The sequence below is a fragment of the Thermodesulforhabdus norvegica genome, from assembly GCF_900114975.1.
In the GTDB taxonomy this organism is placed as follows: Bacteria; Desulfobacterota; Syntrophobacteria; order Syntrophobacterales; family Thermodesulforhabdaceae; genus Thermodesulforhabdus; species Thermodesulforhabdus norvegica.
The window spans coordinates 254,521-279,394 of sequence record NZ_FOUU01000001.1 but is presented as its reverse complement, the minus strand read 5'-3'; the positions used below and the strand labels follow the sequence as shown (position 1 = coordinate 279,394).

The following is a 24,874-nucleotide window of genomic DNA, read 5'->3' as shown; positions in this document are numbered from 1 at the left end:
TTATTCCTCCGGTACATAAACCATAGTGCCGTCCTGAAGCCGATAAGCCGTTCCCAGTCGTTCGCCCAGCCCTTCCGCCTTTTTGCCGGTAACCCTCATTGCCCGTATGTCCCGTCCCTTCTTGGTGATGATCTCGAGCTGTCCCCGTGCATCCTTTTTCAGAATGGTAAACTCCGACTTTTCACTGAAGAGATCCGTCAAACCGTAAGCCGTGAAAAGGGTGAGGAGCAACCCGACGATAAAGACCAGCCCGAGGTCAAAAAGATTGGCGACGCCGACCAGGGGGTCTTCAGGATCGGGATCGGACCGGCGCAGTAACTTCGTGCTTTTCAAATAGCTCGGCTTCATCGACGGTGTCCCTTTCTTCGTCGTGTTTTCCCGTGATAAGTTCGGCCAGGTACTCCATCTGCAGGCAGTCTGCCTCTATCCATCGGCGCCTGATCGTATGTATCCAGTAGGCCAGACCGCCCTGAGCGAGCCCCACTACCGTTGTGGTGAAGGCAATGACGAGATCGGAAGAAAGTCGCCCGATGTCGCCCCGGGAGAGTGCAGCGAGGCCTGTTCCCATGGGAATGAGAGTGCCCATGAGTCCGAGCATAGGGCCTGTACGGACGACCAAACGCAGCCAGTCCAGGGAACTGCGGGCTTCTTCTTCGGCACTGACAAGCAGATAAGCAGTGTGAGGATCCCCGGCGGAGTCCCGCCGGACCTGAATCTGCCTCAGGCTTTCGTAAAATGCGGCTACTCTTGATGACCTCAAGAAAAGAGTAATACGGCGGTTTCCGTCATCGATCTCAATGGTTTTCTGAAACCGCCTTCTGGCGATCCATTCCCCGAGAAATGCCCCGCACTGGGCACAGCTCCACAGCGTGAGGATGCTCAGAAGAAGCAAAACAGGATAGAGCAGTGTGCTTGAAACAAGGTAAATAAAAGATGTGAGAAAGGCCCCTAAAAAATTCATAGCCCTACTCCTTTTCGGCTTTTTTGAACCGGCAGGCCCTGACGGACAGCAGAGAAAGCCCGAATAAACCCGCCGAAAAATGCCAGACCTGCCGCGATCAGGACGGGCAGGGTTTTGCCCAGGGTAAAGGCTGAGAGTTCCCGACCGGTGCTTACTATGCGAAAGACTCTCCGGGCATCTTCAAGGGAAGGGCCCAGAAAAAGAGATCCCAGCGTGTAGGCCGCAACGCCCATCATTGAAAATCCCAGAATCAGATCAGGATGTGCTTTCAGGGCGGAAAAAAGCCCGGCCGTTATCAACCCGGTGCCGATGAAAAGGGCCCATGCAAGAAGTATAACCTTCCAGCCGGATGTCTGAAGATAGACGAGAAGGACCGCAAGAGAGCACGAGATGGCAAGGAGGCATACAGGACAGGGGATCACAAGGGCAAGCCAGGCCTTTCCGGCAGAAGCGACTTCACGAGAAGGTCTTCCCAGAAGAATCAATCCCCAGACGAACAGACCCAGGGCAAGACAGACATGAGCCGTTATGCCGTGATGGGCCAGATTGTTCAGCACGGCTCTGACCTGGTCTGACAGGCAGGGTCCTGTAAGTATCGATGTCATGGCCGAAATCAGCGCAAGGTATCCCAGTGAATAGCCGATGAGAAGACCTGCCACAGCCCTTCTGCTTTTGCGGGTTTTAAGCCCGTAAGCCAGTCCCGCCCCTGTTTTGGCGGCGAAAACGGCAAGGGCCAGAAAGAGGCCAACAATGAGAGCCCTAACGGACATGCCTGCCTCCCTAGAACCTGAGTTTAAAGCCTCCGATAACGGTCAGCCCCGGCATAGGGTATCCATCTGCGTAGGCGTAATCCTTGTCGGTCAGGTTATCGATCGTCAGATAGGGATGAAGATGATCGAAGATGTGAAAATCCAGCCGGAGTGAATAAATGGTGAAACCGCCTTTGTCGTAAACGGTTCCGTATAAGGGTGATGTGTAGTCCCAGTTCTGAACTTTTTGAGGACCATGGTAGTTCGCCCATATGTTCAGGTCTGCATAGCGGTCAAAGTGAAACCGAAGCCCGGCGATCAGATTGGCCTTTGATACATAGGTAACGGTATCGGTACCGAGGTCCTGTGCCGAGCTTTCGTCTTCAAGCTCACGGGAGAAATAGTAGATCCAGTTTACATAAGGGGTGACGGTGGCATTAAAAGAACCAAGAGAGAATGCGAAGTCGCAGGAGGCATATCCGTCCATGCCGGTAAAGGTCGCCCCGTCAACGTTTCTGTAGGTGGTCCAGGTGCAATCGCCGTCAATGCACGTTGTAAATCCGCCGACAATGCGATCCGTGTAGTCCGTGTAAAAGACGGAAAAACCCAGCGACGCCTTGCCGTAAACCGCATCGACCCCCAGCTCATAGGTCGTGCTCTTTTCGGGCTCCAGATCGGGATTTCCAGCGATCTTTGTCCAGCTCCCCTGAGCAAACCTACCGGCCAGCTCATCGGCCGTAGGTGCCCGAAAGCCCGTTCCGATGTGACCCCTGGCCGTCAGCCAGTCTGTGAGGTCGAAGCTTGCGCCGACCCTCCAGCTTACGTCGTCGAAGCTTTTATCTTCGGCCGTAACCTCAAGCCCCGGAGTTTCTTCCAGGCTTTCGTCGAAAAGGTCGTATCTCAGGCCGGCATAGATATTGAGACGGTCAAAAAGGGAAATTTTTTGTTCCCCATAAAGAGCATAATTGTCGTAGCTTGTGTCGGGAGACCATGGTGCGACACCCGGGGGGACGTTCCAGGAATCCACTTCGATGTGATCGAAATCGCCTCCGACGATTATCCTTCCCAAACCGAAAGCAGGTACGGCAACATGGCCTCGAAGACCCTGTGTTTCGGTTTCTACAATGTGGTTGAGATATCCCCAGGCCTGAGCAGGATCGTTCCAGGAGCTTCTGTCGTAAACGCTGTAGCCACTGATGTGCCACGAAAGACCTAGTTCGTCCGCGCCGCCGTCATAACTCAGAGCACCGTAGCGCCGCAGTATGCTTTTATAATCGTCGTAGTCAGGACTGTAGGTAGCGCCGGGCGTCCCCACATCCCAGGCCCTGAAGTATTGGCCGACGAACATAATACGGTGACCTTCTGCTGGCCTTGCCGTAAGGCTCAGGGAATAGGCTTCGTCAGAATAGTGCGTGTTTTCAACCCTATCGCCGTCTCCATCGTTATAGTCATCGTCCTGATGAATTTGCCTTGCGCCGAAGGATATACCAATTTGATCTCCGGAAAGTCCTCCTGATGCGGAGAGACTGCCTTTTTTTCGATTCCAGCTTCCGTATTCAAAGCCCGCTTCAACGGTGGGTTTTCCCCTGCCTTCTCTCGTAATGATGTTGATCACGCCGCCGAGGGCCGCAGAACCGTACATGACCGATGCGGGCCCTCGAAGAATCTCGATTTTTTCAACATTTTCCAGAGGAACGGCCGATATGTTTCCCGTCCCGGCCCTGTGACCGTCAATGAGCACGAGGACACGACCTTTGATGTCCGTTCCGTGCGTGTCTGTACGGAATCCGCGAATATCAACAGAGGTAAGTGATCCGGGGTATCGATGAAAATGGGTAGGGAGCTTCTGAATGAGCAGCTCTGAAAGGTCTGATGCGTGTGATCGTTCTATTTCTTCCCGGGTGATGACGTCGACCCTTACAGGGACTTCGTGACTCGGTGTTGGAACCCTGGTTGCGGTGATGACCAGAGGTTCCATCTCAAAAGCACGAGAGGCATGGCAACAAAAAAGGTTGAATCCCAGGGACAGAAAGGCCACGAAGACCGGCAGGACTCGCATAATGATTCCTCCTTGGGTTTTTAATTTATAAAAAAAATCCTTAGAGCCTGCGCCCTAAGGATTGCACCCTGCTTTCTTCATCCCTGGGAGCCGCTCGGGTCCTTCCTCGAACCCTCAATCGGCCGGTATCAGGCAGGTCTTCTGACTCACGGATCTTCCTACTCCCCGCGCCTTCCCATCCCGATCATCGGGACAGTGGCATTTTGCGGGTTTCGTCCCCGTTCACAGCGGCGGGACCGTCCCCGATTCCCACGGGGTTCCCTTTTAAGCCCTTAGCAGGGGCACCTGATACCGCTAAACTTCAAAATTTCCGTAACTCCTATACCTGATGGAAACATGAAATGTCAACACTGTTTTCTGGTATCCTGTAGCGACCCGACACAGTTTCGTAATGTGTTTTGATGGCAGGTGCGTTTATCCTCTTGACATCCACCAATGCGCTAAAATAACATCAGGCGAACCGAAGAACGGTTCCGAAAAACCGGGGACAGGAAAAAGGCCACGAAGGCCCTTTCCGGAAAAGGGAAGGGAGCGTGGCCTTTTGATTTTATGGAGGTCGGCTGCTATGTGGTTGAAATGTAATGCTTTCTTTGTGATCACGATACTGACGGCAGGTAATGTTGGTGCTTCTACCGGGACTCCTTCGGGACTGTATGCCGCTCTGACCAAGGCAATATCCGATGAAAAAGATGCCGCCCGAGCCTGGGAAGAATGGGAAAAGGAGCGAGCTGCCCTGGAGCAAAAGATTGTAAAGCTCAAAATGGAAATCGCCTACCTGCAGCATGAAAAGGAGAAATACGAGAATTACCGGGACACGGCCAGGACCAGGTCTGAGAAACTGGAGCAACAGAGAGAAAGTGCGCAGGAGTTGATTTCGAACCTTGAGAGGTTTCTCTACGATGCGACAGATAGGCTTGATGAAGCCATAAGGAATGACCTACCCTTTCACAGAGAACAAAGGCTCAAGAGGCTGACCGATCTCAAAGCAACCCTTGCGGATTATTCGATTTCTCTATCGGAAAAGACCCGAAAGGTTCTTGAAACTCTACTTGCGGAAGCTCTTTACGGAAGGTCGGTGGAAGTCTACGACGGCATGCTCAAAGAGGGGGATAAAGAGCAGTACGTGCAGTTTTTGCGGGTGGGCAGACTTGCACTTTTTTGTGGGCCTCCTGATAGGTCTTTTCTTAATTTTTATGATCCCGTGAGTCATACATGGAAGCCTGTTTCCGGTGATTTAAGAGACCGGGTTCTGGAGGTTTTTGATCGAGTACAGAGGGGAGACTCCCTGGAGCCTTCCCGGGAAGATACCTGGTTAGTTATTCCGGTTGCCGGTGAAAGGGCTGAACGATGATCTCACAACCCCTGAAATTCTCCGTGCTGTGTCTTCTTATTTTGTCAGTAATGCAGGGAACTCCGAGAGCTGAAGGCCTTTCCTGGAGGACTCTTTCAAAGGAGGTTGAAAAAGAAATAACACTGTCCGAAGAAAGGACCTCAAGGGTTTTCGGGCAGATCGAAAAGGAGCGAAGTGCTCTGCTTGAAGAAATCGCGACGCTTGAAAAAAGGGCCGGAGCTCTGAGAAGTGAAGTAGAGGGTCTCAAGAGTGAGTTTGAAGCATTGCGGAAAAATGAAGAAGAATTCCGTAAAGACCTTTCGGAGCAGCAGGGTGAAGTGGCCGAAATACACAGGCAGATTCTTTCATGGCAGGACGATTTTGCAGGTCTTTTCGACAGAAATCCTCTGGTCATGTATCACGGCGGTTTAAAGGACCTGCGGGATAGATTAAATGAACCGGACTACGTTGTAACCATGGAAGATATCAGGTCCCTGGCGGAAGCGCTCTTTACGGAAATCACGCTTGGGGGACTTGTAGAGAAGGTCGAACTTCCCATTTACGGCGATGACGGTCAGGAACGAAATGTGACGGCTTTGAGGGTCGGAACTTTCTGTATTTTTGCCTTATCCAGTGACGATGTCAGGCTCGTCAGACTGGGTCCCGGCAATTCTTTTCTGCTTTCAGGTTATCCCCTTCCGGCGGAAATCTCACGGACCGTAAAAAACTTTCTTGATAAAAACGGCGGTCCTGTGCCGGTCGACATAACGGGGAAAAAGGCTTACGAGAACGTTTACGAAGCCACAGGCAATCGCCTCGTCGAATGGTTTAAGTCGGGCGGGGTCGTTATGTGGCCGCTTCTGCTTATAGCGCTCATATGTGCGTCCATTTTTATCGAGAGAGTCTGGTTTTACCGGAAGCAAAAGCCGCTCGGCGAAGAAGCATGGACGCGTATTATGGATGCGGTTCGTTCGGGCAAATGGGATCGATGTTACGAGATCTGTAAGGGATTAGGGTTTTCTCCTGCGGCAAGGATTGTCGGCAACATAGTTTCGGCGTATTCAGCTTACTTTCTCTCAAATCCGACCAGGGCTGAAGTGCCGAGAGTTGAAGATATCGTTGATGAAGCCCTTTTTAAAGAGACGGGACGCCTCAACCGGTTTCTTTCGACACTTACAACCATGGCTTCTGTTGCTCCTCTTTTGGGTCTTCTCGGGACGGTATGCGGAATAATCGAAACCTTTCAGGTTATAACGGTCGTTGGAACCGGTAACCCCAGGTATCTTTCTGCCGGTATTTCCGAAGCTCTTGTAACGACGCAATTTGGCCTGATGATCGCCGTTCCCGTCATAGTAGCCCATCATTTCCTGGAGAGATGGGCAGACAGATTGACGACGGAGGCAGAGGAAAAAAGTTCTCAGGTTTGCGGGATTCTTACGGAATGGGAACAAAGGGAGAAAGGGTCATGGGCGAAATAGTCAATTCTCTGGTTTCCTACTTTCAACAGGGCGGCCCCTGGATGATAGCTCTGTTCGTTTGTTCTGTATGGACCTGGGCGGTTTTTGTGGCTTCTGTATTTCCTAAAGCTCGGAAAAGGTCGGATGCAGTGTCTGTCGGTACTTTTGAACAATTGGAAAGAGCAAGTAATACCCTTGTAGTCCTTGCCGTGGTGGCTCCGCTCATCGGGCTTCTGGGAACGGTCTCCGGGATGATTTCGGCGTTCAGGGTTCTTTCTTCCTGGATGGGTATGAATCCCAGAAATCTTGCTTCTGCAATATCTGAAGCTCTTATCACCACCCAGACGGGGCTTACTATTGCGGTTCCGGCGATGCTGGGAGCCCACATTTTTGAACAGAGTCGTGAAAGAATCAGAAGGAAATGGTGAATCATGAGTCACGTTCTCAGGAGAAAGCGTTTTCAGCGCCGTGGCGGAGTGGAAATCAATCTGGCTCCTCTTATGGACATGGTTTTTATTCTTCTAATTTTTTTCCTGGTCACGACTTCTTTTACCAGAGAGAGCGGTGTCGTTGTGGAAAGGCCGCGGGCTAAGACGGCGGAGCCGCTTGAAAAACTGAGTTTCATCATCGGCGTTACCGAAAAGGGAGAAATCTTTGTTGAAGGCCGTCGGATCGAGATTCCCATGATCAGAACTTACGTGTCAAAGGTGCTTCGCGAAAATCCCGACGCCGGTGTTGTCGTCGTTTGTGACAGAAATGCAAAGACCGATGTGCTTATTCGCGTGCTGGACGAATGCAGGGCTGCCGGGGCGAAAAACCTGAGCGTTGCGGCGAGGAAGGCGGGAAGTGATGGAGGTGGGTAAACGCCACTACATTGCCGGCTTTTTATGCACTCTCTGTCTTTTTCTTTTGCTTTCCCGGATGGGAAAAAACGATACGTTTCTTTTCACGACCCCGAATCCGATAGGTATTGAATATTCTCCCTATGGAATGGACTTTCAAACCATAAGGTCCGTCGTGGAACCGGAAGAAATAATCGAGAGCGAACCGCCCCCCCAGACAAAGATTCCTGAAGAGATTTTTTTTATGGAACCTCCGCCTCCGATGGAAAATGTGGCGGCCTCTGTTGTGACCCCTCCGGATATTAGCCTGCGAAAGCCCCGTACCCGTGTCGTACACGCCAGGGTCGTGCATACAAACCCCGTTAAGACTTCCCGCACAGTTCCCTCGGCTCCTTCGGGAAACAGGGCCAGACCGGGAATACCCGGAGGGTTGAAGACTTATGGAGTGGCAGAGGTGGATGAACCTCCTAGGGTTTTGCACAGTGTTAAGCCCGTTTATCCGCTTAGGGCCAGGCGGTTGATGATAGAAGGTGAGGTTGTGGTAAGGTTCGTGGTTGGAAGAGACGGTTCTATTGAAGATATCAGGATAATTTCGGCAAACCCGGAGGGTTATTTTGAAAAAAGTGTGATTGAAGCCCTGAAAAAATGGAGATTTTTGCCGGGTAGGTACAAAGGAGAAACCGTTAAAACCCTGGTGGTTCTTCCCGTAAAGTTCAGACTGAAGGAGTAAGCCGCTTAATGCTGCATTCCGTTAAAACGCTGGTCTGCCTGGTTTCGACCGTACTTTTCATGGTCGTGGATCCTGGAGGTTTTTCGGAAGCTGCCGATGATGCGAGCGTTATCGTTAAGGCTCAGGGGTTGATGAAAACTGGAAAATGTCAAAGAGCTATATCCGTTTTGGAAGAGCACATGAGAGCGTCCGGTAGTGAAAGTGCCGAGGTTTTACTTGAACTCGGCAATGCCCACTTTCTGTGTGGCAACTTTTCAAAAGCCTATGAAATCTATAAAAGGGGTTTTAGTAGCAATGCCCGGAATTTTGCCTTGTGTCAGGGGAAGGCTCAGTCGGCACGGAAGCTGGGCAGAATGAGAGAAGCCGCAGGCCTCTTTGAAAAGTGCGCATTTCTTACGAAAGATCCATCTCTCAGATCCGATATGCTCTTTGCCGCCGCGACGAGTTACGCCGATGCGGGGATGCCTGAAAGGGTCCTGGAGCTGTTTTCTAGAATCACGAAAAACCCATCCCGGGCATCCTCCGACTGGCTGAGGCTTTACCTTAATGCTACCCTTGACCTCGGTATGTGGCGAGAGGCTGAGAAGGCGACTTTACTGCTAATCGATCGCAATCCTCTTGATCCCGATTTGTGGTCTGTCCTTGCCTATGTGTCTCAGAACCAGGGTAACCCGGCCGGTGTCGCTTCGGCGCTTGAAATTCTTAGAAAAATAGCCGGGAAAAACGCAGGGTCTTACGAAGCAGGGCTCCGGGAGATTTACAGATCTCTCGGCCTGTGGTGGCGGCTTGATTCCGGAGAAGGTTATTCCGGAAGATCCGATGAAGATTACAAAAGAGAGATTGTGAGCCTCCTGTCTGTGGGTGAGGTTGAAAAGGCCCTTTATCTGTGCGACCTTGCATACGCCGGGACAAAGAAAGTAGATTTTCTGATCGAGAAGGCTCGAATTTTGATGCGGCTCAGGCGTTTCAAGGCGGCTTCGGAGGTTTTGAGCGGTCTTGTTCAGAACGATTCGGGAGGCCTGGAAGCCGTAATGCTTCTGGCGGTCTGCTATATTCACGACGGGAAGCTTGCTGAGGCAGAAAAAATTATTTCTACCGGTGCCGGTAAATGCTCTATCGAAAATCCGCCGCAATACGGTGGTTCAGGAAGTTTTTGTGCCGGCCTGATGGAACTTCAATCCGCTCTTTCCATCTTTGTTAAAAAGTGATTAATAGGTTTAAACCGTAAAAAACAGGCGTGACGAAAAGATGTGTAATGCTGGAAGGGGGGGTAGTATGCGAATTCTAAATCTGTATTTTTCTTCGACGGGAAATACGGCAAAGGTGGCGGAAACGATTACCGATACGGTATCACATCTGGGGTACGGTATAGATACGATGAAAATCTCCGCCGATCTTGAAATAGACATACTCGATTACGATCTGGTATTTGCCGGTTCGGGAATTTACGAATGGCTTCCGGGAAAACCTGTCGTTGATCTATTTATAAAGCTTCGGAGAAAGTATGTGGATGCCGGTGAAATAAAGGCGTCGTCTCCCAGAAGGCCGGGTAAATGGGCTGTAATATACTGTACTTACGGAGGGGCTCACACGGGCATTAACGAAGCAATTCCCGGACTCAAATATATGGGTCAGTTGTTTGATCATCTGGGTTATGTGATTATTGCGGAATGGGCTGTTGTGGGATCCTATAAGCCTCGCAGGCTGTCCGATTTCTCCGTTTCCGGCAGGCTAGGTGACATCAGAGAGCGTCCCGATGAGCATGATCTGAAGGAGGTCGCGGAAAGAGTAAAGGGTATAATTTCCTGTGTAGGTTGAGGGGTTACCCCTGTGGGCGTCCCGGTATTCCCCTCCGTTAACCTTTTAACCCTGAAAGGAGGTAGAGCTTTATGAGGTTCGGGACGAAGTTAATTGCCGGTTTTGTCGGTGTTTCCTTAATAACGGTTTTGGTAGGGGCTTCGGGATGGCTTATGGGAAACAGGTTCGTCGGCAATATTAACCAAATGGAGCAGGTAATAATTCCGTCTCTGAGGTTGATCGGTGAAATAAGGGAAGATGTGGAAACCCTCCGGGTTGCAACGAGAACTCTTATGAATCCTCTTTTGAGCTTGGAAGAAAGAAAAACTCAGTACGGGCACCTGGAAAGAGAAAAGAAAGAAGCCCTTAATGCGCTGAACGAATACAAAAAACTGGTGGAAGAGCATTTGACCGGACAGGAAGAACTGCTCGAAAAATTTAGCTCTGCCTTTTCTGATTACATTAAAACAACGGAGCGTTTCGTTTCGATTTCAAAAGAAATGGAATTAACGGGAATTGTGAATCCTCAGGCGCTTTACCGCAATATAGAGTATTTTCGAGGGCTCCATTACAGAACCATGCTTAACGTGGCAAATCTTCTTGCATGGAAAGAGGAATTTGAGGGTGGAGATGATGCATCAAAGTGTGAGTTTGGAAGGTGGCTCGAAGGGTTTTCGACTTCAAATCCGGATCTGGCGGCAATTATCGAAAAAATCACGCAATCTCATGAAGCTTTTCATAATGCGGTAAGGAGAATAAAGGAGACCGTTGCGGAGAGAGATCTTCCTCGGGCCAATATGATATACCGTCTGGATTTGAAGCCTGCCGCAGATGAAACATTCGGCTATTTCGAGCAGATAATAAACATTATATCAAAAAGTAACGGGCTGTACTCTGACATGGTAAAACTGGGCATGAATGATCTGAGGGATAAGCAGAAAATTGTTCAGAGTCTTCTGGCAGAGATGACCGATAAGGTGAACGCAATTGTAGAGGCACAGAGGAGCGAGATAGAGAAAAGTACTTCTTCCTCAAGGGTGATTATCGGACTTGCGGTTGTGGTCGGAGTAGCCCTTGCCCTGCTGTTGGGTTCCTACATAGCCGTTTCGACGACAAGACTCGTCAGAAGAATAAGCAAAGGGATTCAGGACGGTTCGGAGCTCGTTGCTTCGGCTTCGGCTCAGGTGTCTTCTTCCAGCCAGCGAATCGCAGAGATGACTTCGGAACAGGCATCGGCTCTGGAAGAGACTTCCTCTGCTCTTGAACAGATGGCCTCAATGGCTGAGCGAAATGCTCAAGATGTTGCAACAGCCGACGGGCACATGAAAGAAGCCTCGTCAATTGCCAGGGAAGCAGAGGACTCGATAAAGAGCCTGATTGAGGCCCTCTCGGAGATGAATGTGGCGAGTGAGGAAATGTCCAAGATTATAAAAACAATAGACGAAATAGCCTTTCAAACCAATCTCCTAGCCCTGAACGCTGCAGTGGAGGCGGCAAGAGCGGGAGAGGCCGGTGCCGGGTTTGCCGTTGTAGCTGAAGAGGTAAGGTCGCTTGCAATGAGATCGGGTGAGGCTGCGAAGAATACCTCTGATCTTATCGAGGCCGCCGTAAATCGTGTCCGTCAGGGTATGGCTATTGGCAGTAAAACCAGGGAAGTCTTTGAAAAATTTGTGGAAAAGATAGCGGAAGTTTCAAAGCTTCTTGAAAACATAGCTCTGGCATCGCAGGAACAAAAGGAAGGAATTGAACAGGTCAACAGGGCTGTTGCGGAAATGGACAGAGCGGTTCAGAACAATGCCGCCACGGCAGAAGAATCCGCCTCGGTTGCAGAAGAACTAAATGCTCAGGCTGAACAACTGAGAGCCTACGTGAAAGAGCTTCTTGAATTTGTGGGAACTGGGAATGGCGGAGCACCGAGGAGAATGGAAAAGGGAGATGAGAAGCTCGCCGAAATCGTAAGCGAAGTTGAGGAACGGAGAGAGCTTCGGGGGCGTAAGAACGGCGGGCTGATGCTACCGGGTAACGGCGGGCAGGATGCATGATTTCGCTTGTGCGGTGGTGTGCGCGTTGTGGTAGAAAGGAGTTTTGGATATAGTCAGAAGGATAAAATGAGTTGTAGCTGAGAGGTACTGGTATGACGGACGGTGCAATAAGAAGAGGCCTTATTTATTCTATGGGGATTTTCCTGTTGACGGTGTTTTCGGCCTGCGGTTCGGGCAAACTTCCCGATATCACCAGTGAAAAACCCCCGGAAGGATATACCTTCTCCAGCGCTCAGGTAAGACGAATCATGATTGACCAGCCTTTCCTTCTTTCGGGAGATTATTTTTTGAAAAGGGACCCTGAGAAGGAATCAACCAACCTCATCAGGATATTTGCCGATGCGGGCGATAAAGCCCGTGCCGTTCGAGATCAGGAGGAGCGGCTGGCGAGGCTTGAGGAGGCCGTTTTTAAAAGGCGGTTGAGGGCGGAGCAGGACATTTTCGCTACCAAGGTCGGTTTTCTTGTCGATAGAGATCGGGTGAAGGCTCCTGCGGCGGAGAGCTTTTTAAGGGTCGCCGATGAAGAAACGGAAAATCGTGGGGCTATTTTCATCGGCGATCGGGATATAAGAGAAGTATTGTCAAAGACGGATTGCCTTGAGCGCCGTGATCTTGCCTGTATTTCCCGGATTGTCGGGATTTATCCCGGCGTTAGAATGCTGAACATTGTAGAGGTTCTTGACCTGCCTGAAACCTTCCCTGCAAACTCCGTTGCCAGGGTAAGCATTGTTGATACGGGGCTTTCGTACCGCTATCCCATCCTTGAAATGACGATGCCCGTTAAAAGTCAGGCAGAAGTGAATGAGTTCCTGAGACTTCTTGCGGCAAAGATCGTCGATATTGCCATGGAAAAGAAGAACATAATGCCCTGGTACTGCCGTGCTTTTTCCGAAGAGGGAGATGGAAGATGGTTCATAAGCGCCGGTGCTCTTTCGGGGCTTCACGAGGGTGATATTCTGAATGTAATTCGAAGCGGAAGGCTGGTTAAAGCTCCGACCGGAACTCCGGCCGGCTGGATTCCAGGAGATCCAAAGGGGATGGTGCAGGTTGAAAGACTTGTGGGAGAGGATCTTGCCATCGTAAGTCTTGTGTCGGGACTGCCCCCTGACCTTGAAGATTTTCTCATTCCTCAGAAAAAGAGTGAAGACACTCGGGAGTGATGGAGATGACGAAAAATCGCAGGTTTACTCCTCCGCCTAACTTTATAAAGGATATAATCGATGAAGATCTCAAAACTGGAAAATTCGGCAACAGGGTTCATACCAGGTTTCCTCCTGAGCCAAACGGTTATCTCCACATAGGGCATGCCAAGTCGATATGTCTTAATTTCGGGCTTGCCGAAGAATACGGTGGGAAATGCAACCTGAGATTCGACGACACAAATCCCGAAACGGAAAGCGAAGAATACGTTAAGGCCATCCAGGAAGACGTTCGCTGGCTTGGCTTCGACTGGGAAGATCGAATGTATTTCGCCTCTGACTATTTTGAAAGACTCTATGAGTACGCCGTTGAACTTATAAAAAAAGGCAAGGCTTATGTGGATAGCCTTAGCCCGGAAGAAATAAGAGAATACAGGGGGACTTTGACCGAACCCGGTAAGGAAAGCCCCTACCGAAACAGAAGTGTTGAAGAAAATCTTGAGCTTTTTGAAAGAATGAAGCGAGGCGAGTTTCCCGAAGGAAGTCATGTTCTGAGGGCCAAGATAGATATGGCTCATCCCAATCTCAACATGCGAGATCCTGTGATGTATCGCATTAAGTACACTCCTCATTATCGCAGAGGTACGGACTGGTGCATCTATCCCACTTACGATTTTACTCACTGTCTTTCCGACTCCATCGAAGGGATAACTCACTCCATCTGCACGCTCGAGTTTGAAGATCATCGACCTCTTTACGATTGGTTCCTGGATGAACTGGGGGTTTATCATCCGAGGCAGATAGAATTCGCCAGGCTGAATCTGACCTACACGGTTCTCAGCAAAAGATACCTCTCAATTCTCGTAAAAGAGGGCTATGTTTCTGGCTGGGATGATCCGAGAATGCCCACGATAAGAGGGCTGCGGCGCCGGGGTTATACTCCTGAGGCTATAAGAGATTTTTGTGAGCGCATTGGTGTGGCCAAGCGTAACAGCCTTGTAGATATAGCCTTGCTCGAGCATTGTGTAAGAGAAGACCTGAATAAACGCGCTCCCAGGGCAATGGTTGTTATAAATCCTCTTAAGCTAACGATAATCAATTATCCAGAGGATAAGGAAGAATATCTCGAAGCCGTAAACAATCCGGAAGACCCGGCCATGGGAACCAGGATGGTTCCCTTTTCCAGGGAGCTCTACATAGAAAAAGACGATTTTATGGAAAATCCTCCCAAAAAGTATTATCGGCTCGCCCCCGGGGCTGAGGTAAGGTTGCGTTACGGCTACTATGTCCGGTGTGTGGATGTGAAGAAGGATCCTGCTACAGGCGAAGTCGTTGAAGTGCTTTGTACTTACGATCCGGAAACACGGGGAGGGTGGAGCCCCGATGGGAGGAAGGTAAAGGGTACCATTCATTGGGTAAGCGTTCGTCACGCAGTTCCCGTTGAGGTGCGTTTGTATGAGCATCTTTTTACAAAAGCCGACATGGTTAATTTGGAGGAGGATGACGATTTTCGAAAGTACATCAATCCTGATTCGTTGAAAGTACTTTATCCCTGCTATGCAGAACCGGGACTGAGGGGGGCTCCTCCGGAAAGCCGTTACCAGTTCGAACGGGTGGGGTATTTCTGTGTGGATCCCGACTCAAGGGAAGAAAGGATGGTCTTTAATCGCATAGTGACGCTCAAGGATACCTGGTCTAAGATAAAGGAGAAGTTAGAAAACGAGGGGAGTTAAAGAAGGTCTTAGAGACACTAAGTTGTTGAGAAAGGGGTTCAGTTCTGGAACGGCCGTGACGGCCGCCGCCGTTGGTGCATTGAGGGTGCTGGTACAGGGCGGCGGGGTAGGAAGCTTTCCGGTTGCGGTTTTTCTGCCCTGTGGCATCTATTTTCCCGTCAGCGTTACCCCTGCTCACCTGGACCTATCCCTGGGTCTGGCCGTTGCAGAGGTTAAAAAGGATGGAGGCGATGATCCTGATGTAACTCATGGAGCTATCTTCAGTGTTGAGCTGAAGTTGTTTCCGCGCAGGACAAATAGTGCGGGTGTGTATCTTAAAGCCGGTTCAGGGGTGGGGGTTGTAACCCGTGATGGGCTTCCGGTCAGAATTGGTGAGCCGGCTGTTAATCCCGTACCGCGTCAGATGTTGAGGGACAATATAGAAAGTTTCTTTCTGGGGCTGGATGCTGCACGGCTCGGGATGCTGGCAGACCTTTCGGGCAAAAACGGTGAAGTTTTCGAAAATGGTGTTTTTATTCCTTTTTCGCGTCTGAGCTTTCTCCCCTTTAGCCTGTCCGTAACGGTATCCGTTCCCGGTGGCGAAGTTCTTGCGAGAAGGACTCTAAATCCGAGACTGGGTATTGAGGGCGGATTATCAATATTGGGCACAACCGGTCTGGTTATCCCTTACTCTCACGAAGCCTATCGGGAAACGATAGAGGCATCTCTCAAGTTTGCCCGAACGAACGGCCTGGACGTAACAGTGCTCAGTACGGGTGGTAAAAGCGAAAAATTCGCCCGGAAACATTTGCCCGAACTACCGGATGCGGCCTTTGTTCAAATAGCCGATTTTTATCAGTTTTCCCTGAAAAAAGCTGAAGAATTGGGGTTTTCCGGGGTGATACATTCTGTTTTCTTCGGAAAGCTTATGAAAATGGCCATGGGATTTGGCTATACCCATGCGCATTTTTCCAGCCTTGATTTTGATGAATTTCTGAGAAAATTTGGACGTCGGCTCGCCGAGCCCCTTGCCTGTCAGATAGCTTCTGCGAACACAGCCCGACAGGTACTTGATATTTTAAAGGAAAATGGAAGAAAAGACATTATAGAATGGATAGCCCATCGGGCTCTGGAGCATTCACGAGCCTTTGCTCCAAAAATAAAGTCCCTGGGGCTGATTCTTTTTGATTACGACGGAAGTGTTTTGTTGCGAAGGGTCGAATAATGGGTTCCTCGGACATAAGGCCGGAATCATGGAATCCTCCTTTGATAGTGGTAGCGGGTGTTGGAATTGGGTTTGAAAGTTTTGGAATTCTTTATTCGGATTGGTTGGCCAGAGCTGAAGTGGTTGTGACCGCAGAAAGCCTTGCGGGTTCTCCCCATCTGACACATAAAGAAGTAATTTTTATTAAATCTCCCGTCGAAGCAATCGTCCGCAGGGTTATTGAACTTTCCTCCAGAAAACGGGTTATCGTTCTCGCATCGGGAGATCCGCTTTTTTTCGGAATAGGAGCAACGTTTGCAAAGCATGTTGGTAGCGAAAATCTGCTGATTCTTCCCAATATTTCCGTGGTTCAATATTTTTTTTCGAAGATTTGCAAGCCCTGGGATGACGTTCGTTTTTTCAGCCTTCATGGAAGAGATAATCGGGAATTTTTTTTCTGGCTCCGGAATGGCAAATCGGTTGTGCTTTTTACCGATGAAAAGCGCAACCCTGCTTTTATTGCCCGTCTGGTTGTAGAGTACGGTTTTTCGAGGGTTACTTTTGTGGTGGGGGAGCTTCTGGGGACGGAAAAGGAGCGAATTATGTGGGGGAGTGCGGATCAGGTTGCGGAGGAACATTGGGAGGATCCGAACATCGTTGCCCTGTTTCCCGATGATGCATTTCAGAAGTGTCCCGGCTTTCGGGATGACGAACTGTACCTTCATCAGAGAGGTTTAATTACAAAACGTGAGGTCAGAACATTCGTTCTCGGGGCCCTCTGTCTTAAGCCCGGGCAGATTTTGTGGGATCTCGGAGCAGGAAGCGGTTCGGTATGCATTGAAGCCTGCTCGATGACGCCTCTCCGCATGGCCTTTGCCGTTGAAAAGGATCCGACGCGCTATCAGGATCTTGTGAAGAACACGAAAAAGTGGGGTTGTGGCGAGATTTTCTGTGTTCAGGGTAATGCTGTTGAACTGGTTCGGGATCTTCCCAGGCCCGATCGGGTGTTCATAGGTGGAACGGGCGGTTGGGTGGAGGCTTTGCTTCAGGCAATAGAGGCAAGGTGTTCCGGGCTGGTTCCCGTTGTTTTGACGTGTGTGACCTTCGGTACGCTACACTCCCTTGAAAGGTACGCGAGAGAACGAGGTCACAGCTTTGAAGCCTTTCAAGTAAATGTATCCCGCGCAGTTCCTGTTGCTGAATCTTACCGTTTCGAAAGTCTTAATCCCGTCTGGATAGTCCGATTAGGCTTTCCTCACCCTGGTTTTAATCCCTTCAAAATGTGAAAATATCTCCAGATTTGTGTTTTACACATATTCACAAAGCTTGCTATTTTAGCCATCCGTAGTTTTGAAGTTTCCGGTATGGGGAGGGAGGAATGAAGGTCTCCGACTTTATGACCAGAAAAATTGAATGGATTGACGCAAACGCCAGCATTTACGACGCCATGGAAAAACTGGTGGAACGTCGAATAAGATCTCTTATCGTACTTTGGCAGGGGGAAGACAAACCCAAAGGGGTTATCACGGCACGGGATATTGTTTTTAAAGTCCTGAGTGAGGGACGGGACCCCAGAAAGGTTACCGTGGCCGAGGTCGCCTGTTTCCCGGTGATATGTGTGTCCAAGGACGAAGACATTCACAAAGTCGTAAACATCATGAAAGAACTTAACATCGCTCGGGTTTTCGTCTGTGACGGTGAAAGGATAATCGGGGTTGTTGCGCTCATGGATGTTATGCATGCTGCCCTTGTCGAAAGGGCTCTCGGCGGGTGATGTCATGTTTAAAAGAATTTTTACCAGGGAACAGCGTGAAGAGGTCGTGCTCGAAAATATCCAGGAGCATCTCGGACTTCTGATAAAGACCTGCAAGATGGTTGATGAGCTTATCCGTGTTGGTAACAGAACGCTTGTAGAGGCGGTAGAAGATCTGGAGCGCCAGGCCGACGAGATAAGAAGAACCGTATTTGCTAAGCTTTTTGAAGGAGCCTTCATTCCCTATTTAAGGCCCCATATTTATCGATTCACTGAGATAGTGGATGAAGCAGTTGATAAACTTGAAGATGTCGCCCGATATATGGAACTCATAAAAATCCCCCCGGAGCTTTTCGATAACATTGTGAGTATTTCCGAGATGAATACCCGTATGGCCGAGCTTCTGGATCTGACCTTTCAGGCCTTCAGAAAAGGGGAAGACCTTAGAGAAAAGGTCCTGGCAATTCGCGTTTACGAAAAAAGGATAGACGATCTCGATCATCTCATTAAATCGGAATCAAAGTATGTGAAGGTGGATAACTTCTGGGATGGTCGGTGGCTTTCGGAATTTCTCGAATCTCTATCAACCGTGAGCGATTATCTTGAAGATGCGGCGGATGTCCTTTCCCTGATCCGCCTGAGCCTTGCATAGGTCGTTGTGGATGGGGTTGATGCTGGAGTACCTGTACTTGAGCGGCGGCCTGTTGATGGGTTGGAGCCTTGGTGCTAACGACTCGGCCAATATATTTGGGACAGGAGTTGCCAGCGGCCTCATAAAGTATCGCACTGCCATCGTGATAACCGCCTTTTTCGTACTGTTGGGTGCTCTTATAGAAGGCGGCAAATGTTTGGAAACCTTATCGGGACTGAGTACCCTTTCGCCTGTACAGTCCTTTTTTTGTATCTTGGCGGCAGCTCTAACCATGACACTTCTGACTTTATATGCCATTCCCGCGTCGAGTTCGCAGGCCATTGTTGGTGCCATAATGGGCTTTGCATTATACAGGGGAGAGTCGGATTTTTCCGCTTTACTCAAGATAATAATTTGCTGGGTGGCAACCCCTTTTGGAGCCTGTTTTTTCTCTGTCATTCTCCATGCTTTGTTAAGGCGTGCCCTTGTAGAAAAGATGCGATCTGTGCCGGCTCTCAATGCTCTGTATTTCTGGGGTGTTATGCTCACGGGATGTTACGGAGCCTATGCGCTTGGTGCCAATAACGTTGCAAACGTCACAGGGCCTTATGTTATCGCCCATTTGCTTTCGCCTGTGCAGGCAACAGTAGTGGGAGGAGTAAGTATTGCCCTTGGTGTCCTCACTTTCAGCAAGAGAACCATGATGACCGTCGGCAAAGGTATAATCCCTCTGGATCCTTTTGCAGCCCTTATTTCGGTCTTGTCCGAGGCTTTGACCCTTCACATATTTACTCAAATAGGAGTGCCCGTATCGTCTTCGCAGGCGATTGTCGGCGCCGTCATCGGGATCGGGATTGTAAGAGATCATCGTACGTTAAACGTGAGAATACTGAGAAAAATAGGCTACGGCTGGATAAGCACGCCGGTAGTTTCCGGGTTTCTCGCCTGGCTTTTTGCCCTAGGGCTCGGCGTAGCTTGGTATGAAGTTATAGGGAATGTTCTGGAATTGTTGCTGGATGTTCTGGAAAATATGGCTGATCTTGTTGAAGGGATCCCGATGCTATGGTAACGGCCTGATTTGGATGGTGTAAGGGGAGTTTGCTCTATGAGGTCTTTTGTTGTCCTCTCTGTTTTCTTTTTTTTATTTCTTATCTCCTGTAGTGGGGTGGCCGGGGAGCTGAAAAAGTACCGATACGATGACAGGACTTTTACCGTGGTGGGGAACATCGTCTATCATGTAACTAAAAAAGGTGAAACGTTGCTGGATATTGCCAGGGCCTATGGGCTTGGTTTCAACGAGCTTCAACTGATTTATCCTTCTATGGATCCATGGATTCCGCCGATCGGGAAGAAGCTGATGGTTCCCACTATGTGGATATTACCGCCCCTGAGAAACGACGGAATAGTCTTAAACATTCCCGAACTCCGCTTGTATTTTTTTTCTTCAAGGGATGGGACCGTTCAGACTTATCCCGTGGGGATTGGAGATGAAGGCTGGGAAACGCCTGTGGGCACTTACCGGATTGGGGAAAAAAGGGTTAAGCCGACCTGGTATATACCGCCATCGCTCAGGGAAAAGTACGGCAGGTCCATGATCCCTCCCGGTCCGGATAACCCCCTTGGCGACTACATGATGAAACTGGCCGGTACGTCTTATGGTATTCACGGAACCAACATGCCCTGGGGGGTTGGGCGGCTGGTAAGCCACGGTTGTATTCGAACCTATCCCGAACATATTGAAGTGCTATTTCCGCAGGTTAAGACAGGGACCAGAGTGGATATAATATACGAACCTATAAAGTGGGGAACTCGAAATGGGAGAATCTTCGTCGAAGTGCACCCCGATGTTTATAAGCGAATACCGGATTTTCTGTCTTACGCTTATGAAAAGCTGAAACAATGCCCCTTCGGTCGGGATAATGTAAATGAAGCCCGCTACTATCTGGCAGTAAAACTGAAAAACGGATTACCCTTTGATGTAACCGGATCCCCGCTGAAATCCCTTGACGCCTTAAAAGGGGCATATTAGCATTTAGCTCAGCGTTTGTAGTTTGTTTGATTAACCAACAGGGTGGTAAGGGAGGAAAGAGGTATGTTAAGAAGATGGTTGGTGTTGTGCATGGTGGTTGCGTTTGGTCTGTCCTTTATCGGCGGTTGTGCAAGCACAAAAGAGGTTAAAGAGTTGCAGGCTCAGACCCAGCAGGCTTTGCAGGAAGCTCAGAATGCACAGCAACAATGTGTGAGCAGCGCTCAAGCTGCCGAAGCTGCTGCTCAGAGAGCCGAACAGGCTGCTGATCGGGCAGAGGCAATGGCAAACAAGTGTGAGAGCATTTTTATGAAGCATATGAAGAAGTAAAAAAATCCAAAACAGTAAAAGCGGGGCTTCGCCCCGCTTTTTTTATTTGTCGCTGTCTGCGTAACCCATCATAATACTTTCTGTCATCCGAACGACCTGAAGGTGAAACCTCACGTCGTGAACCCTCAGGATGTGTACTCCGGAGGTGATTGCGTAAGTGTTAACCGCTGCGAGACCCGTTTCCCGATCCTCAGGTGGTGTGCCGAGAATTGCCCCAATAAATCGTTTTCTTGAAGCCCCGAGAAGAATAGGTCTTTCAAGGCTGTGGAAAGCATCGAGGTTGCGGATTATCTGAAGGTTGTGATTTACTGTTTTTCCGAAGCCTATGCCCGGATCGACTATAATATTTTCGAACTTTATTCCTTTAGATATGGCGTACTCAATTCGGGAATCGAGGAAGGCTATGATTTCCGAAACCACAGACCTGTAGGTAGGATTTTCCTGCATGGTTTTCGGCGTGCCCAGCATGTGCATAAGTATCACGGGAACATTACGCTCGGCTGCAACCTCCGCCATTTCCGGATCGAATCTTAGAGCGCTCACGTCGTTTATTATATCGGCCCCTGCATCCAGAGCCTGACGGGCAACTTCAGCCTTGGTCGTGTCTATGGAAATGGGAATGTCTGTAAATTCTCTGATTGCTCTGATTACCGGAATCGTGCGGCGCAGTTCTTCTTCCAGAGGCACCGGGTCGGAAAAGGGCCTGGTGGATTCTCCGCCGATGTCAAGAATATCTGCGCCGGCTTCAATCATCTCTCTTGCGTGCCTGACGGCCTTGTCGGGATCGAGAAAGAGACCTCCATCGGAAAAGGAATCGGGTGTTACATTGAGGATTCCCATTACAAGCGTGCGGGGACCCAGTTCCATACGGCGATTTTTCGGCAGGTTCAGAGTATAACGGGGCCTTTCACGTAACATCGGTTTCCTCTTTTATCTCTTCTTCTACTTTGACTTCTGCCTGTTCGTCGGCCGTTTTTCCGTCTTCTTCTCCACGATCCTGCCTGACCAGATCAGGACGGAAAGATTCAACGATGCGGTCTATGTCACGCCTTGTGAGGGTTTCTTTTTCTAAAAGCTCCCGGGCAATTGCATGAAGGATCTCAATATGTTCACTGAGTAAAGCCTTAGCCCTCTCGTAACAGCCTTCGACGATTCCTCGAACTTCACGATCAATCTCAACGGCGGTACTTTCGCTGTAATCCTGATGTCTCGTGATCTCACGGCCGAGGAAGATTTGCTCCTCACGCTTGCCGAAAGCCAGCGGTCCCAGCCTGTCGCTCATGCCCCATTCGCATACCATACGCCTTGCGATTTCGGTAGCCCGTTCGATGTCGTTGGCTGCCCCGGTAGTTTTCTTGTTGAGAACCATTTCCTCGGCCACACGTCCTCCCATGAGGGTACAGAGGGTGTCCATCAGATACTCTTTGGTATAGGTGTGGCGATCTCCTTCAGGTAACTGTTGCGTTAAGCCCAATGCCCGGCCACGGGGGATAATGGTAACCTTGTGGACGGGGTCCGTGTTGGGGAGAAGATAGGCCACCAGAGCATGACCGGCTTCGTGGTATGCGGTAATTTTCTTTTCTTCCTCCGAAAGAACAACGCTCTTTCTTTCAAGCCCCATAAGAACCTTGTCTTTTGCCTCTTCAAAATCTTCCATGTCTATCCTGTCTTTGTTTTTCCGGGCTGCCAGAAGAGCCGCTTCATTTACCAGGTTTTCGAGATCAGCTCCTGAAAAACCCGGCGTTCCTTTGGCAAGAACCTTTACATCCACGTCCGGGGCCAGGGGCTTATTCCGCAGGTGAACTTTCAGAATACTTTCCCGTCCCCGTATATCGGGCACCGGTACGACAACCTGTCTGTCAAAGCGACCGGGCCGAAGGAGAGCAGGATCCAGTACGTCAGGACGGTTCGTTGCCGCTATCAGTATAACCCCTTCGTTTGACTCGAAGCCGTCCATTTCGACGAGAAGCTGGTTGAGAGTCTGTTCTCTTTCGTCATGACCGCCGCCAAGGCCTGCGCCCCTATGCCGTCCTACGGCGTCAATCTCATCTATGAAGATTATACAGGGAGCATGCTTCTTTCCCTGCTGAAAGAGGTCTCGCACCCTTGCTGCCCCCACTCCTACGAACATCTCCACAAAATCGGAACCGCTTATGCTGAAAAAGGGAACTCCCGCTTCTCCTGCGATCGCCCTGGCGAGGAGGGTTTTTCCGGTTCCGGGGGCGCCTACGAGGAGCACTCCCTTTGGAATGCGACCGCCGAGCCTTGTGAACTTTCTCGGATCTTTCAGAAATTCAACAATCTCGCGAAGCTCCTCCTTAGCCTCATCGACTCCCGCAACATCTTCGAAGGTAACACGCTTCATGCTTTCGTTAAGAAGACGGGCCCGACTGCGGCCGAAACTCATGGCCTTACCCCCGCCTACCTGCATCTGTCTCATGAAGAAAATCCATATTCCGATAAGAACAATCATCGGTAGCCAGCTTACTAGAACGGTCATGTACCAGGGCGACTCGTCCTTCGGTTTTGCCGATATTTCCACGGAATAACGACGAAGCAGGCTTATAAGGTTAGGATCCTCGGGAGCGTAGGTACGGAAAGGCTTACCGTCAATGAAAATCCCTCTTATCGTATTATCCTGGATCGTTACCTGTACGACTCTGCCTTTCTCGACCGAATCCAGAAAACTACTGTATGCAATCTCAAAGGATTGTTCCTGCGGCTTGTTTACCACGTTAAAAAGAAATATAACCATCAGGGTTATGGCAAGCCACAGGGCCAGATTCTTGTAAAAAGGATTCAACTTCTCCATGCCTCCCTACCATGAAAAAATTTCTTTACCTTTCTCATCTCTATTTTTAACCCTATTAGGAGCGATTTGTCGATTAATTTTGGTATCAAGACGGAAGATGGTCCGGGTTTGAAGGGATGGATTGTTTTTTGGGGATGGGATTATGGGTTCTGGCTTTTCGGATAAACAAAAATTCCGGGTGAGAACTTAGCTTATTGACCTTTCCTAAAATTGCCCGATAATTAAAGCAAGCTTTACCGGGAGGAGCATAAATGCCGGTCAGTGCGGCCTTTATACGGAAACTTGATAGAGTACCCCCCGAACTCCGGGATGTTCTCATAGGCGTAATTGAAGAAATTGAGCGCCAGAGGGAGGAGTCCGTAACAAAGAGCGAATTCAATGAACTGAAAGAGATCGTAAAGCAACTTGCCGAAGCTCAAAGGAAGACGGAAGAAAGAATCAACGAGCTTGCTGAGGCTCAGCGTGTTACTGAGGAGCGTGTTGGGAGGCTTGAGGCCGCGGTAGAGAAGCTTGTTGAGGCGCAGAGGGATACTGAAGAAAGGGTCAAAGAGCTTGCTGAAGCTCAGCGGAGGACCGAAGAAAGGGTTAGAGAGCTTGCTGAGGCTCAGCGTGTTACCGAGGAGCGTGTTGGGAGGCTTGAGGCTACGGTAGAGAAGCTTGTTGAGGCGCAGAGGGATATTGAGAAAAAGGTTAAAGAGCTTGCTGAGGCCCAAAAGAAAACGGAGCAGAGACTTAACGAACTTGCCGAAGCCCAGAAAAAGACCGAAGAGACTCTCAGAAAACTTATTCGCGACCATAGTACAACCCGTGAGCAACTGGGAGGGCTGGCCCACACGGTAGGATATATTCTGGAAGACCGGGCTTACGCTTCTCTACCGGGTCTTTTGGTTCAGGAAGGTGTGCACGTGGATGAAATAAAAAGAGATTTTGTGGAGGTTTCTCCGGGACGCTACGAGGAAATTAATATCCTCGGTAGAGGTACAAAAGACGGGAAACCGATATGGATTCTGGGAGAGTGCAAAACCCAGCTGAAGAAAAAAGACGTTGATTCATTCCTTAAGAAAATACCGAGACTTGAACATCTTTTCCCCGGAGAGAAAATTCTCGTTGCAGCAACCTATCAAACATCTCCTCAGGTGAGAGAGTACCTGAAACATAAAGGTATAAAACTCTATTTCTCTTATCAGTTTAGGCTTTAAATCAATTTAATCCGCTGCATTACATACTTTGATTGACAACGGATGCAGTGTCGTAATATTTTTTGATACCGGTTTAGAGTGGTTTGCGTATACGAAACGGG

At 49.6% G+C, this 24,874-nt stretch carries 24 protein-coding genes and 1 riboswitch; of the genes, 18 read left to right on the top strand and 6 right to left on the bottom strand.

All coding sequences use genetic code 11. From position 1 onward, the window contains the following. Genes BM091_RS01380 through BM091_RS01365 form a run of 4 tightly spaced genes read right to left on the bottom strand, consistent with a single transcriptional unit; the run spans nt 1 to nt 3,769 of the window. On the bottom strand, nt 1-348 hold the full coding sequence (locus BM091_RS01380) for a DUF2149 domain-containing protein (protein WP_093392896.1): 348 nt from the start codon (nt 346-348) through the stop codon (nt 1-3). After that, the gene (locus BM091_RS01375; RefSeq protein ID WP_093392894.1) at nt 290-961 is read right to left on the bottom strand and encodes a MotA/TolQ/ExbB proton channel family protein; all 672 of its coding nucleotides are present in this window, start codon (nt 959-961) and stop codon (nt 290-292) included. Before BM091_RS01375 ends, BM091_RS01380 begins: the two co-directional genes overlap by 59 nt. Next, entirely contained in the window at nt 958-1,731 is a 774-nt protein-coding gene (locus tag BM091_RS01370) for a DUF2162 family putative transporter (RefSeq protein WP_093392892.1), read from the bottom strand. The genes BM091_RS01375 and BM091_RS01370 overlap by 4 nt, the downstream gene beginning before the upstream one ends. A gap of 10 nt (nt 1,732-1,741) precedes the next feature. Continuing rightward, a complete protein-coding gene (locus tag BM091_RS01365; RefSeq protein WP_093392890.1) occupies nt 1,742-3,769 on the bottom strand; it encodes a TonB-dependent receptor plug domain-containing protein in 2,028 nt (675 codons plus the stop codon). A 114-nt stretch (nt 3,770-3,883) separates the two neighbouring features. Then, nucleotides 3,884-4,073, bottom strand: a riboswitch (cobalamin riboswitch). Nucleotides 4,074-4,334: 261 nt separating this feature from the next. Here BM091_RS01365 and BM091_RS01360 point away from each other — a divergent pair. From BM091_RS01360 to BM091_RS01280, 17 genes are all read left to right on the top strand, one after another. Then, the gene (locus BM091_RS01360) at nt 4,335-5,120 is read left to right on the top strand and encodes a DUF3450 domain-containing protein (RefSeq protein ID WP_177193474.1); all 786 of its coding nucleotides are present in this window, start codon (nt 4,335-4,337) and stop codon (nt 5,118-5,120) included. Next, the gene (locus BM091_RS14025) at nt 5,117-6,577 is read left to right on the top strand and encodes a MotA/TolQ/ExbB proton channel family protein (RefSeq protein WP_093392886.1); all 1,461 of its coding nucleotides are present in this window, start codon (nt 5,117-5,119) and stop codon (nt 6,575-6,577) included. Before BM091_RS01360 ends, BM091_RS14025 begins: the two co-directional genes overlap by 4 nt. Next, the gene (locus BM091_RS01350; protein WP_177193473.1) at nt 6,565-6,984 is read left to right on the top strand and encodes a MotA/TolQ/ExbB proton channel family protein; all 420 of its coding nucleotides are present in this window, start codon (nt 6,565-6,567) and stop codon (nt 6,982-6,984) included. Before BM091_RS14025 ends, BM091_RS01350 begins: the two co-directional genes overlap by 13 nt. A gap of 3 nt (nt 6,985-6,987) precedes the next feature. Next, nucleotides 6,988-7,419 (top strand): ExbD/TolR family protein, encoded by a 432-nt coding sequence (locus BM091_RS01345; RefSeq protein WP_093392882.1) that lies wholly within the window; start codon nt 6,988-6,990, stop codon nt 7,417-7,419. Next, a complete protein-coding gene (locus tag BM091_RS01340; protein ID WP_093392880.1) occupies nt 7,406-8,128 on the top strand; it encodes an energy transducer TonB in 723 nt (240 codons plus the stop codon). The genes BM091_RS01345 and BM091_RS01340 overlap by 14 nt, the downstream gene beginning before the upstream one ends. Before the next feature lie 8 nt (nt 8,129-8,136). After that, on the top strand, nt 8,137-9,336 hold the full coding sequence (locus BM091_RS01335; protein WP_093392878.1) for a tetratricopeptide repeat protein: 1,200 nt from the start codon (nt 8,137-8,139) through the stop codon (nt 9,334-9,336). Between the two features lie 67 nt (nt 9,337-9,403). Further along, the gene (locus BM091_RS01330) at nt 9,404-9,946 is read left to right on the top strand and encodes a flavodoxin family protein (protein ID WP_093392876.1); all 543 of its coding nucleotides are present in this window, start codon (nt 9,404-9,406) and stop codon (nt 9,944-9,946) included. Nucleotides 9,947-10,017: 71 nt separating this feature from the next. Beyond that, nucleotides 10,018-11,967 (top strand): methyl-accepting chemotaxis protein, encoded by a 1,950-nt coding sequence (locus BM091_RS01325; protein ID WP_093392874.1) that lies wholly within the window; start codon nt 10,018-10,020, stop codon nt 11,965-11,967. A 92-nt stretch (nt 11,968-12,059) separates the two neighbouring features. After that, nucleotides 12,060-13,127, top strand: coding sequence for a hypothetical protein (locus BM091_RS01320; protein WP_093392873.1), 1,068 nt, complete (start codon nt 12,060-12,062; stop codon nt 13,125-13,127). Between the two features lie 5 nt (nt 13,128-13,132). Continuing rightward, nucleotides 13,133-14,839: a glutamine--tRNA ligase/YqeY domain fusion protein gene (locus BM091_RS01315; RefSeq protein WP_093392871.1), complete on the top strand. Its 1,707-nt coding sequence runs from the start codon at nt 13,133-13,135 to the stop codon at nt 14,837-14,839. Nucleotides 14,840-14,861: 22 nt separating this feature from the next. Next, nucleotides 14,862-16,043, top strand: coding sequence for a cobalt-precorrin-5B (C(1))-methyltransferase CbiD (gene cbiD / locus BM091_RS01310; RefSeq protein ID WP_093392869.1), 1,182 nt, complete (start codon nt 14,862-14,864; stop codon nt 16,041-16,043). Next, on the top strand, nt 16,043-17,308 hold the full coding sequence (cbiE, locus tag BM091_RS01305; RefSeq protein WP_093392867.1) for a precorrin-6y C5,15-methyltransferase (decarboxylating) subunit CbiE: 1,266 nt from the start codon (nt 16,043-16,045) through the stop codon (nt 17,306-17,308). Before cbiD ends, cbiE begins: the two co-directional genes overlap by 1 nt. A gap of 92 nt (nt 17,309-17,400) precedes the next feature. Then, nucleotides 17,401-17,796 carry a CBS domain-containing protein gene (locus BM091_RS01300; protein WP_093392865.1) on the top strand — a complete coding sequence of 132 codons (396 nt, stop codon included), beginning with the start codon at nt 17,401-17,403 and terminating at the stop codon, nt 17,794-17,796. A gap of 4 nt (nt 17,797-17,800) precedes the next feature. Next, nucleotides 17,801-18,427 carry a TIGR00153 family protein gene (locus BM091_RS01295; RefSeq protein WP_177193472.1) on the top strand — a complete coding sequence of 209 codons (627 nt, stop codon included), beginning with the start codon at nt 17,801-17,803 and terminating at the stop codon, nt 18,425-18,427. 19 nt (nt 18,428-18,446) lie between these two features. After that, on the top strand, nt 18,447-19,475 hold the full coding sequence (locus BM091_RS01290) for an inorganic phosphate transporter (protein ID WP_093392861.1): 1,029 nt from the start codon (nt 18,447-18,449) through the stop codon (nt 19,473-19,475). 36 nt (nt 19,476-19,511) lie between these two features. Beyond that, on the top strand, nt 19,512-20,435 hold the full coding sequence (locus BM091_RS01285) for a L,D-transpeptidase family protein (protein WP_093392859.1): 924 nt from the start codon (nt 19,512-19,514) through the stop codon (nt 20,433-20,435). A gap of 63 nt (nt 20,436-20,498) precedes the next feature. After that, nucleotides 20,499-20,762 (top strand): alanine-zipper protein, encoded by a 264-nt coding sequence (locus tag BM091_RS01280; RefSeq protein ID WP_093392857.1) that lies wholly within the window; start codon nt 20,499-20,501, stop codon nt 20,760-20,762. Nucleotides 20,763-20,804: 42 nt separating this feature from the next. Here the strand turns inward: BM091_RS01280 and folP are convergent, their stop codons facing one another. Both folP and ftsH read right to left on the bottom strand, forming a co-directional pair. Then, nucleotides 20,805-21,680 carry a dihydropteroate synthase gene (folP, locus tag BM091_RS01275; RefSeq protein ID WP_093392856.1) on the bottom strand — a complete coding sequence of 292 codons (876 nt, stop codon included), beginning with the start codon at nt 21,678-21,680 and terminating at the stop codon, nt 20,805-20,807. Next, nucleotides 21,670-23,565 (bottom strand): ATP-dependent zinc metalloprotease FtsH, encoded by a 1,896-nt coding sequence (ftsH, locus tag BM091_RS01270; protein WP_093393508.1) that lies wholly within the window; start codon nt 23,563-23,565, stop codon nt 21,670-21,672. Before ftsH ends, folP begins: the two co-directional genes overlap by 11 nt. Before the next feature lie 260 nt (nt 23,566-23,825). Between ftsH and BM091_RS01265 the strand changes: the two genes are divergently transcribed. Next, entirely contained in the window at nt 23,826-24,773 is a 948-nt protein-coding gene (locus BM091_RS01265) for a hypothetical protein (protein ID WP_093392854.1), read from the top strand. Nucleotides 24,774-24,874: the final 101 nt, after the last annotated feature.

Bases quoted from the DNA above. Each gene is read 5' to 3' on its own strand.
- BM091_RS01380 (WP_093392896.1), bottom strand. From the start codon at position 348: ATGAAGCCGAGCTATTTGAAAAGCACGAAGTTACTGCGCCGGTCCGAT.
- BM091_RS01375 (WP_093392894.1), bottom strand. From the start codon at position 961: ATGAATTTTTTAGGGGCCTTTCTCACATCTTTTATTTACCTTGTTTCA.
- BM091_RS01370 (WP_093392892.1), bottom strand. From the start codon at position 1,731: ATGTCCGTTAGGGCTCTCATTGTTGGCCTCTTTCTGGCCCTTGCCGTT.
- BM091_RS01365 (WP_093392890.1), bottom strand. From the start codon at position 3,769: ATGCGAGTCCTGCCGGTCTTCGTGGCCTTTCTGTCCCTGGGATTCAAC.
- BM091_RS01360 (WP_177193474.1), top strand. From the start codon at position 4,335: ATGTGGTTGAAATGTAATGCTTTCTTTGTGATCACGATACTGACGGCA.
- BM091_RS14025 (WP_093392886.1), top strand. From the start codon at position 5,117: ATGATCTCACAACCCCTGAAATTCTCCGTGCTGTGTCTTCTTATTTTG.
- BM091_RS01350 (WP_177193473.1), top strand. From the start codon at position 6,565: ATGGGCGAAATAGTCAATTCTCTGGTTTCCTACTTTCAACAGGGCGGC.
- BM091_RS01345 (WP_093392882.1), top strand. From the start codon at position 6,988: ATGAGTCACGTTCTCAGGAGAAAGCGTTTTCAGCGCCGTGGCGGAGTG.
- BM091_RS01340 (WP_093392880.1), top strand. From the start codon at position 7,406: ATGGAGGTGGGTAAACGCCACTACATTGCCGGCTTTTTATGCACTCTC.
- BM091_RS01335 (WP_093392878.1), top strand. From the start codon at position 8,137: ATGCTGCATTCCGTTAAAACGCTGGTCTGCCTGGTTTCGACCGTACTT.
- BM091_RS01330 (WP_093392876.1), top strand. From the start codon at position 9,404: ATGCGAATTCTAAATCTGTATTTTTCTTCGACGGGAAATACGGCAAAG.
- BM091_RS01325 (WP_093392874.1), top strand. From the start codon at position 10,018: ATGAGGTTCGGGACGAAGTTAATTGCCGGTTTTGTCGGTGTTTCCTTA.
- BM091_RS01320 (WP_093392873.1), top strand. From the start codon at position 12,060: ATGACGGACGGTGCAATAAGAAGAGGCCTTATTTATTCTATGGGGATT.
- BM091_RS01315 (WP_093392871.1), top strand. From the start codon at position 13,133: ATGACGAAAAATCGCAGGTTTACTCCTCCGCCTAACTTTATAAAGGAT.
- cbiE (WP_093392867.1), top strand. From the start codon at position 16,043: ATGGGTTCCTCGGACATAAGGCCGGAATCATGGAATCCTCCTTTGATA.
- BM091_RS01300 (WP_093392865.1), top strand. From the start codon at position 17,401: ATGAAGGTCTCCGACTTTATGACCAGAAAAATTGAATGGATTGACGCA.
- BM091_RS01295 (WP_177193472.1), top strand. From the start codon at position 17,801: ATGTTTAAAAGAATTTTTACCAGGGAACAGCGTGAAGAGGTCGTGCTC.
- BM091_RS01290 (WP_093392861.1), top strand. From the start codon at position 18,447: ATGCTGGAGTACCTGTACTTGAGCGGCGGCCTGTTGATGGGTTGGAGC.
- BM091_RS01285 (WP_093392859.1), top strand. From the start codon at position 19,512: ATGAGGTCTTTTGTTGTCCTCTCTGTTTTCTTTTTTTTATTTCTTATC.
- BM091_RS01280 (WP_093392857.1), top strand. From the start codon at position 20,499: ATGTTAAGAAGATGGTTGGTGTTGTGCATGGTGGTTGCGTTTGGTCTG.
- folP (WP_093392856.1), bottom strand. From the start codon at position 21,680: ATGTTACGTGAAAGGCCCCGTTATACTCTGAACCTGCCGAAAAATCGC.
- BM091_RS01265 (WP_093392854.1), top strand. From the start codon at position 23,826: ATGCCGGTCAGTGCGGCCTTTATACGGAAACTTGATAGAGTACCCCCC.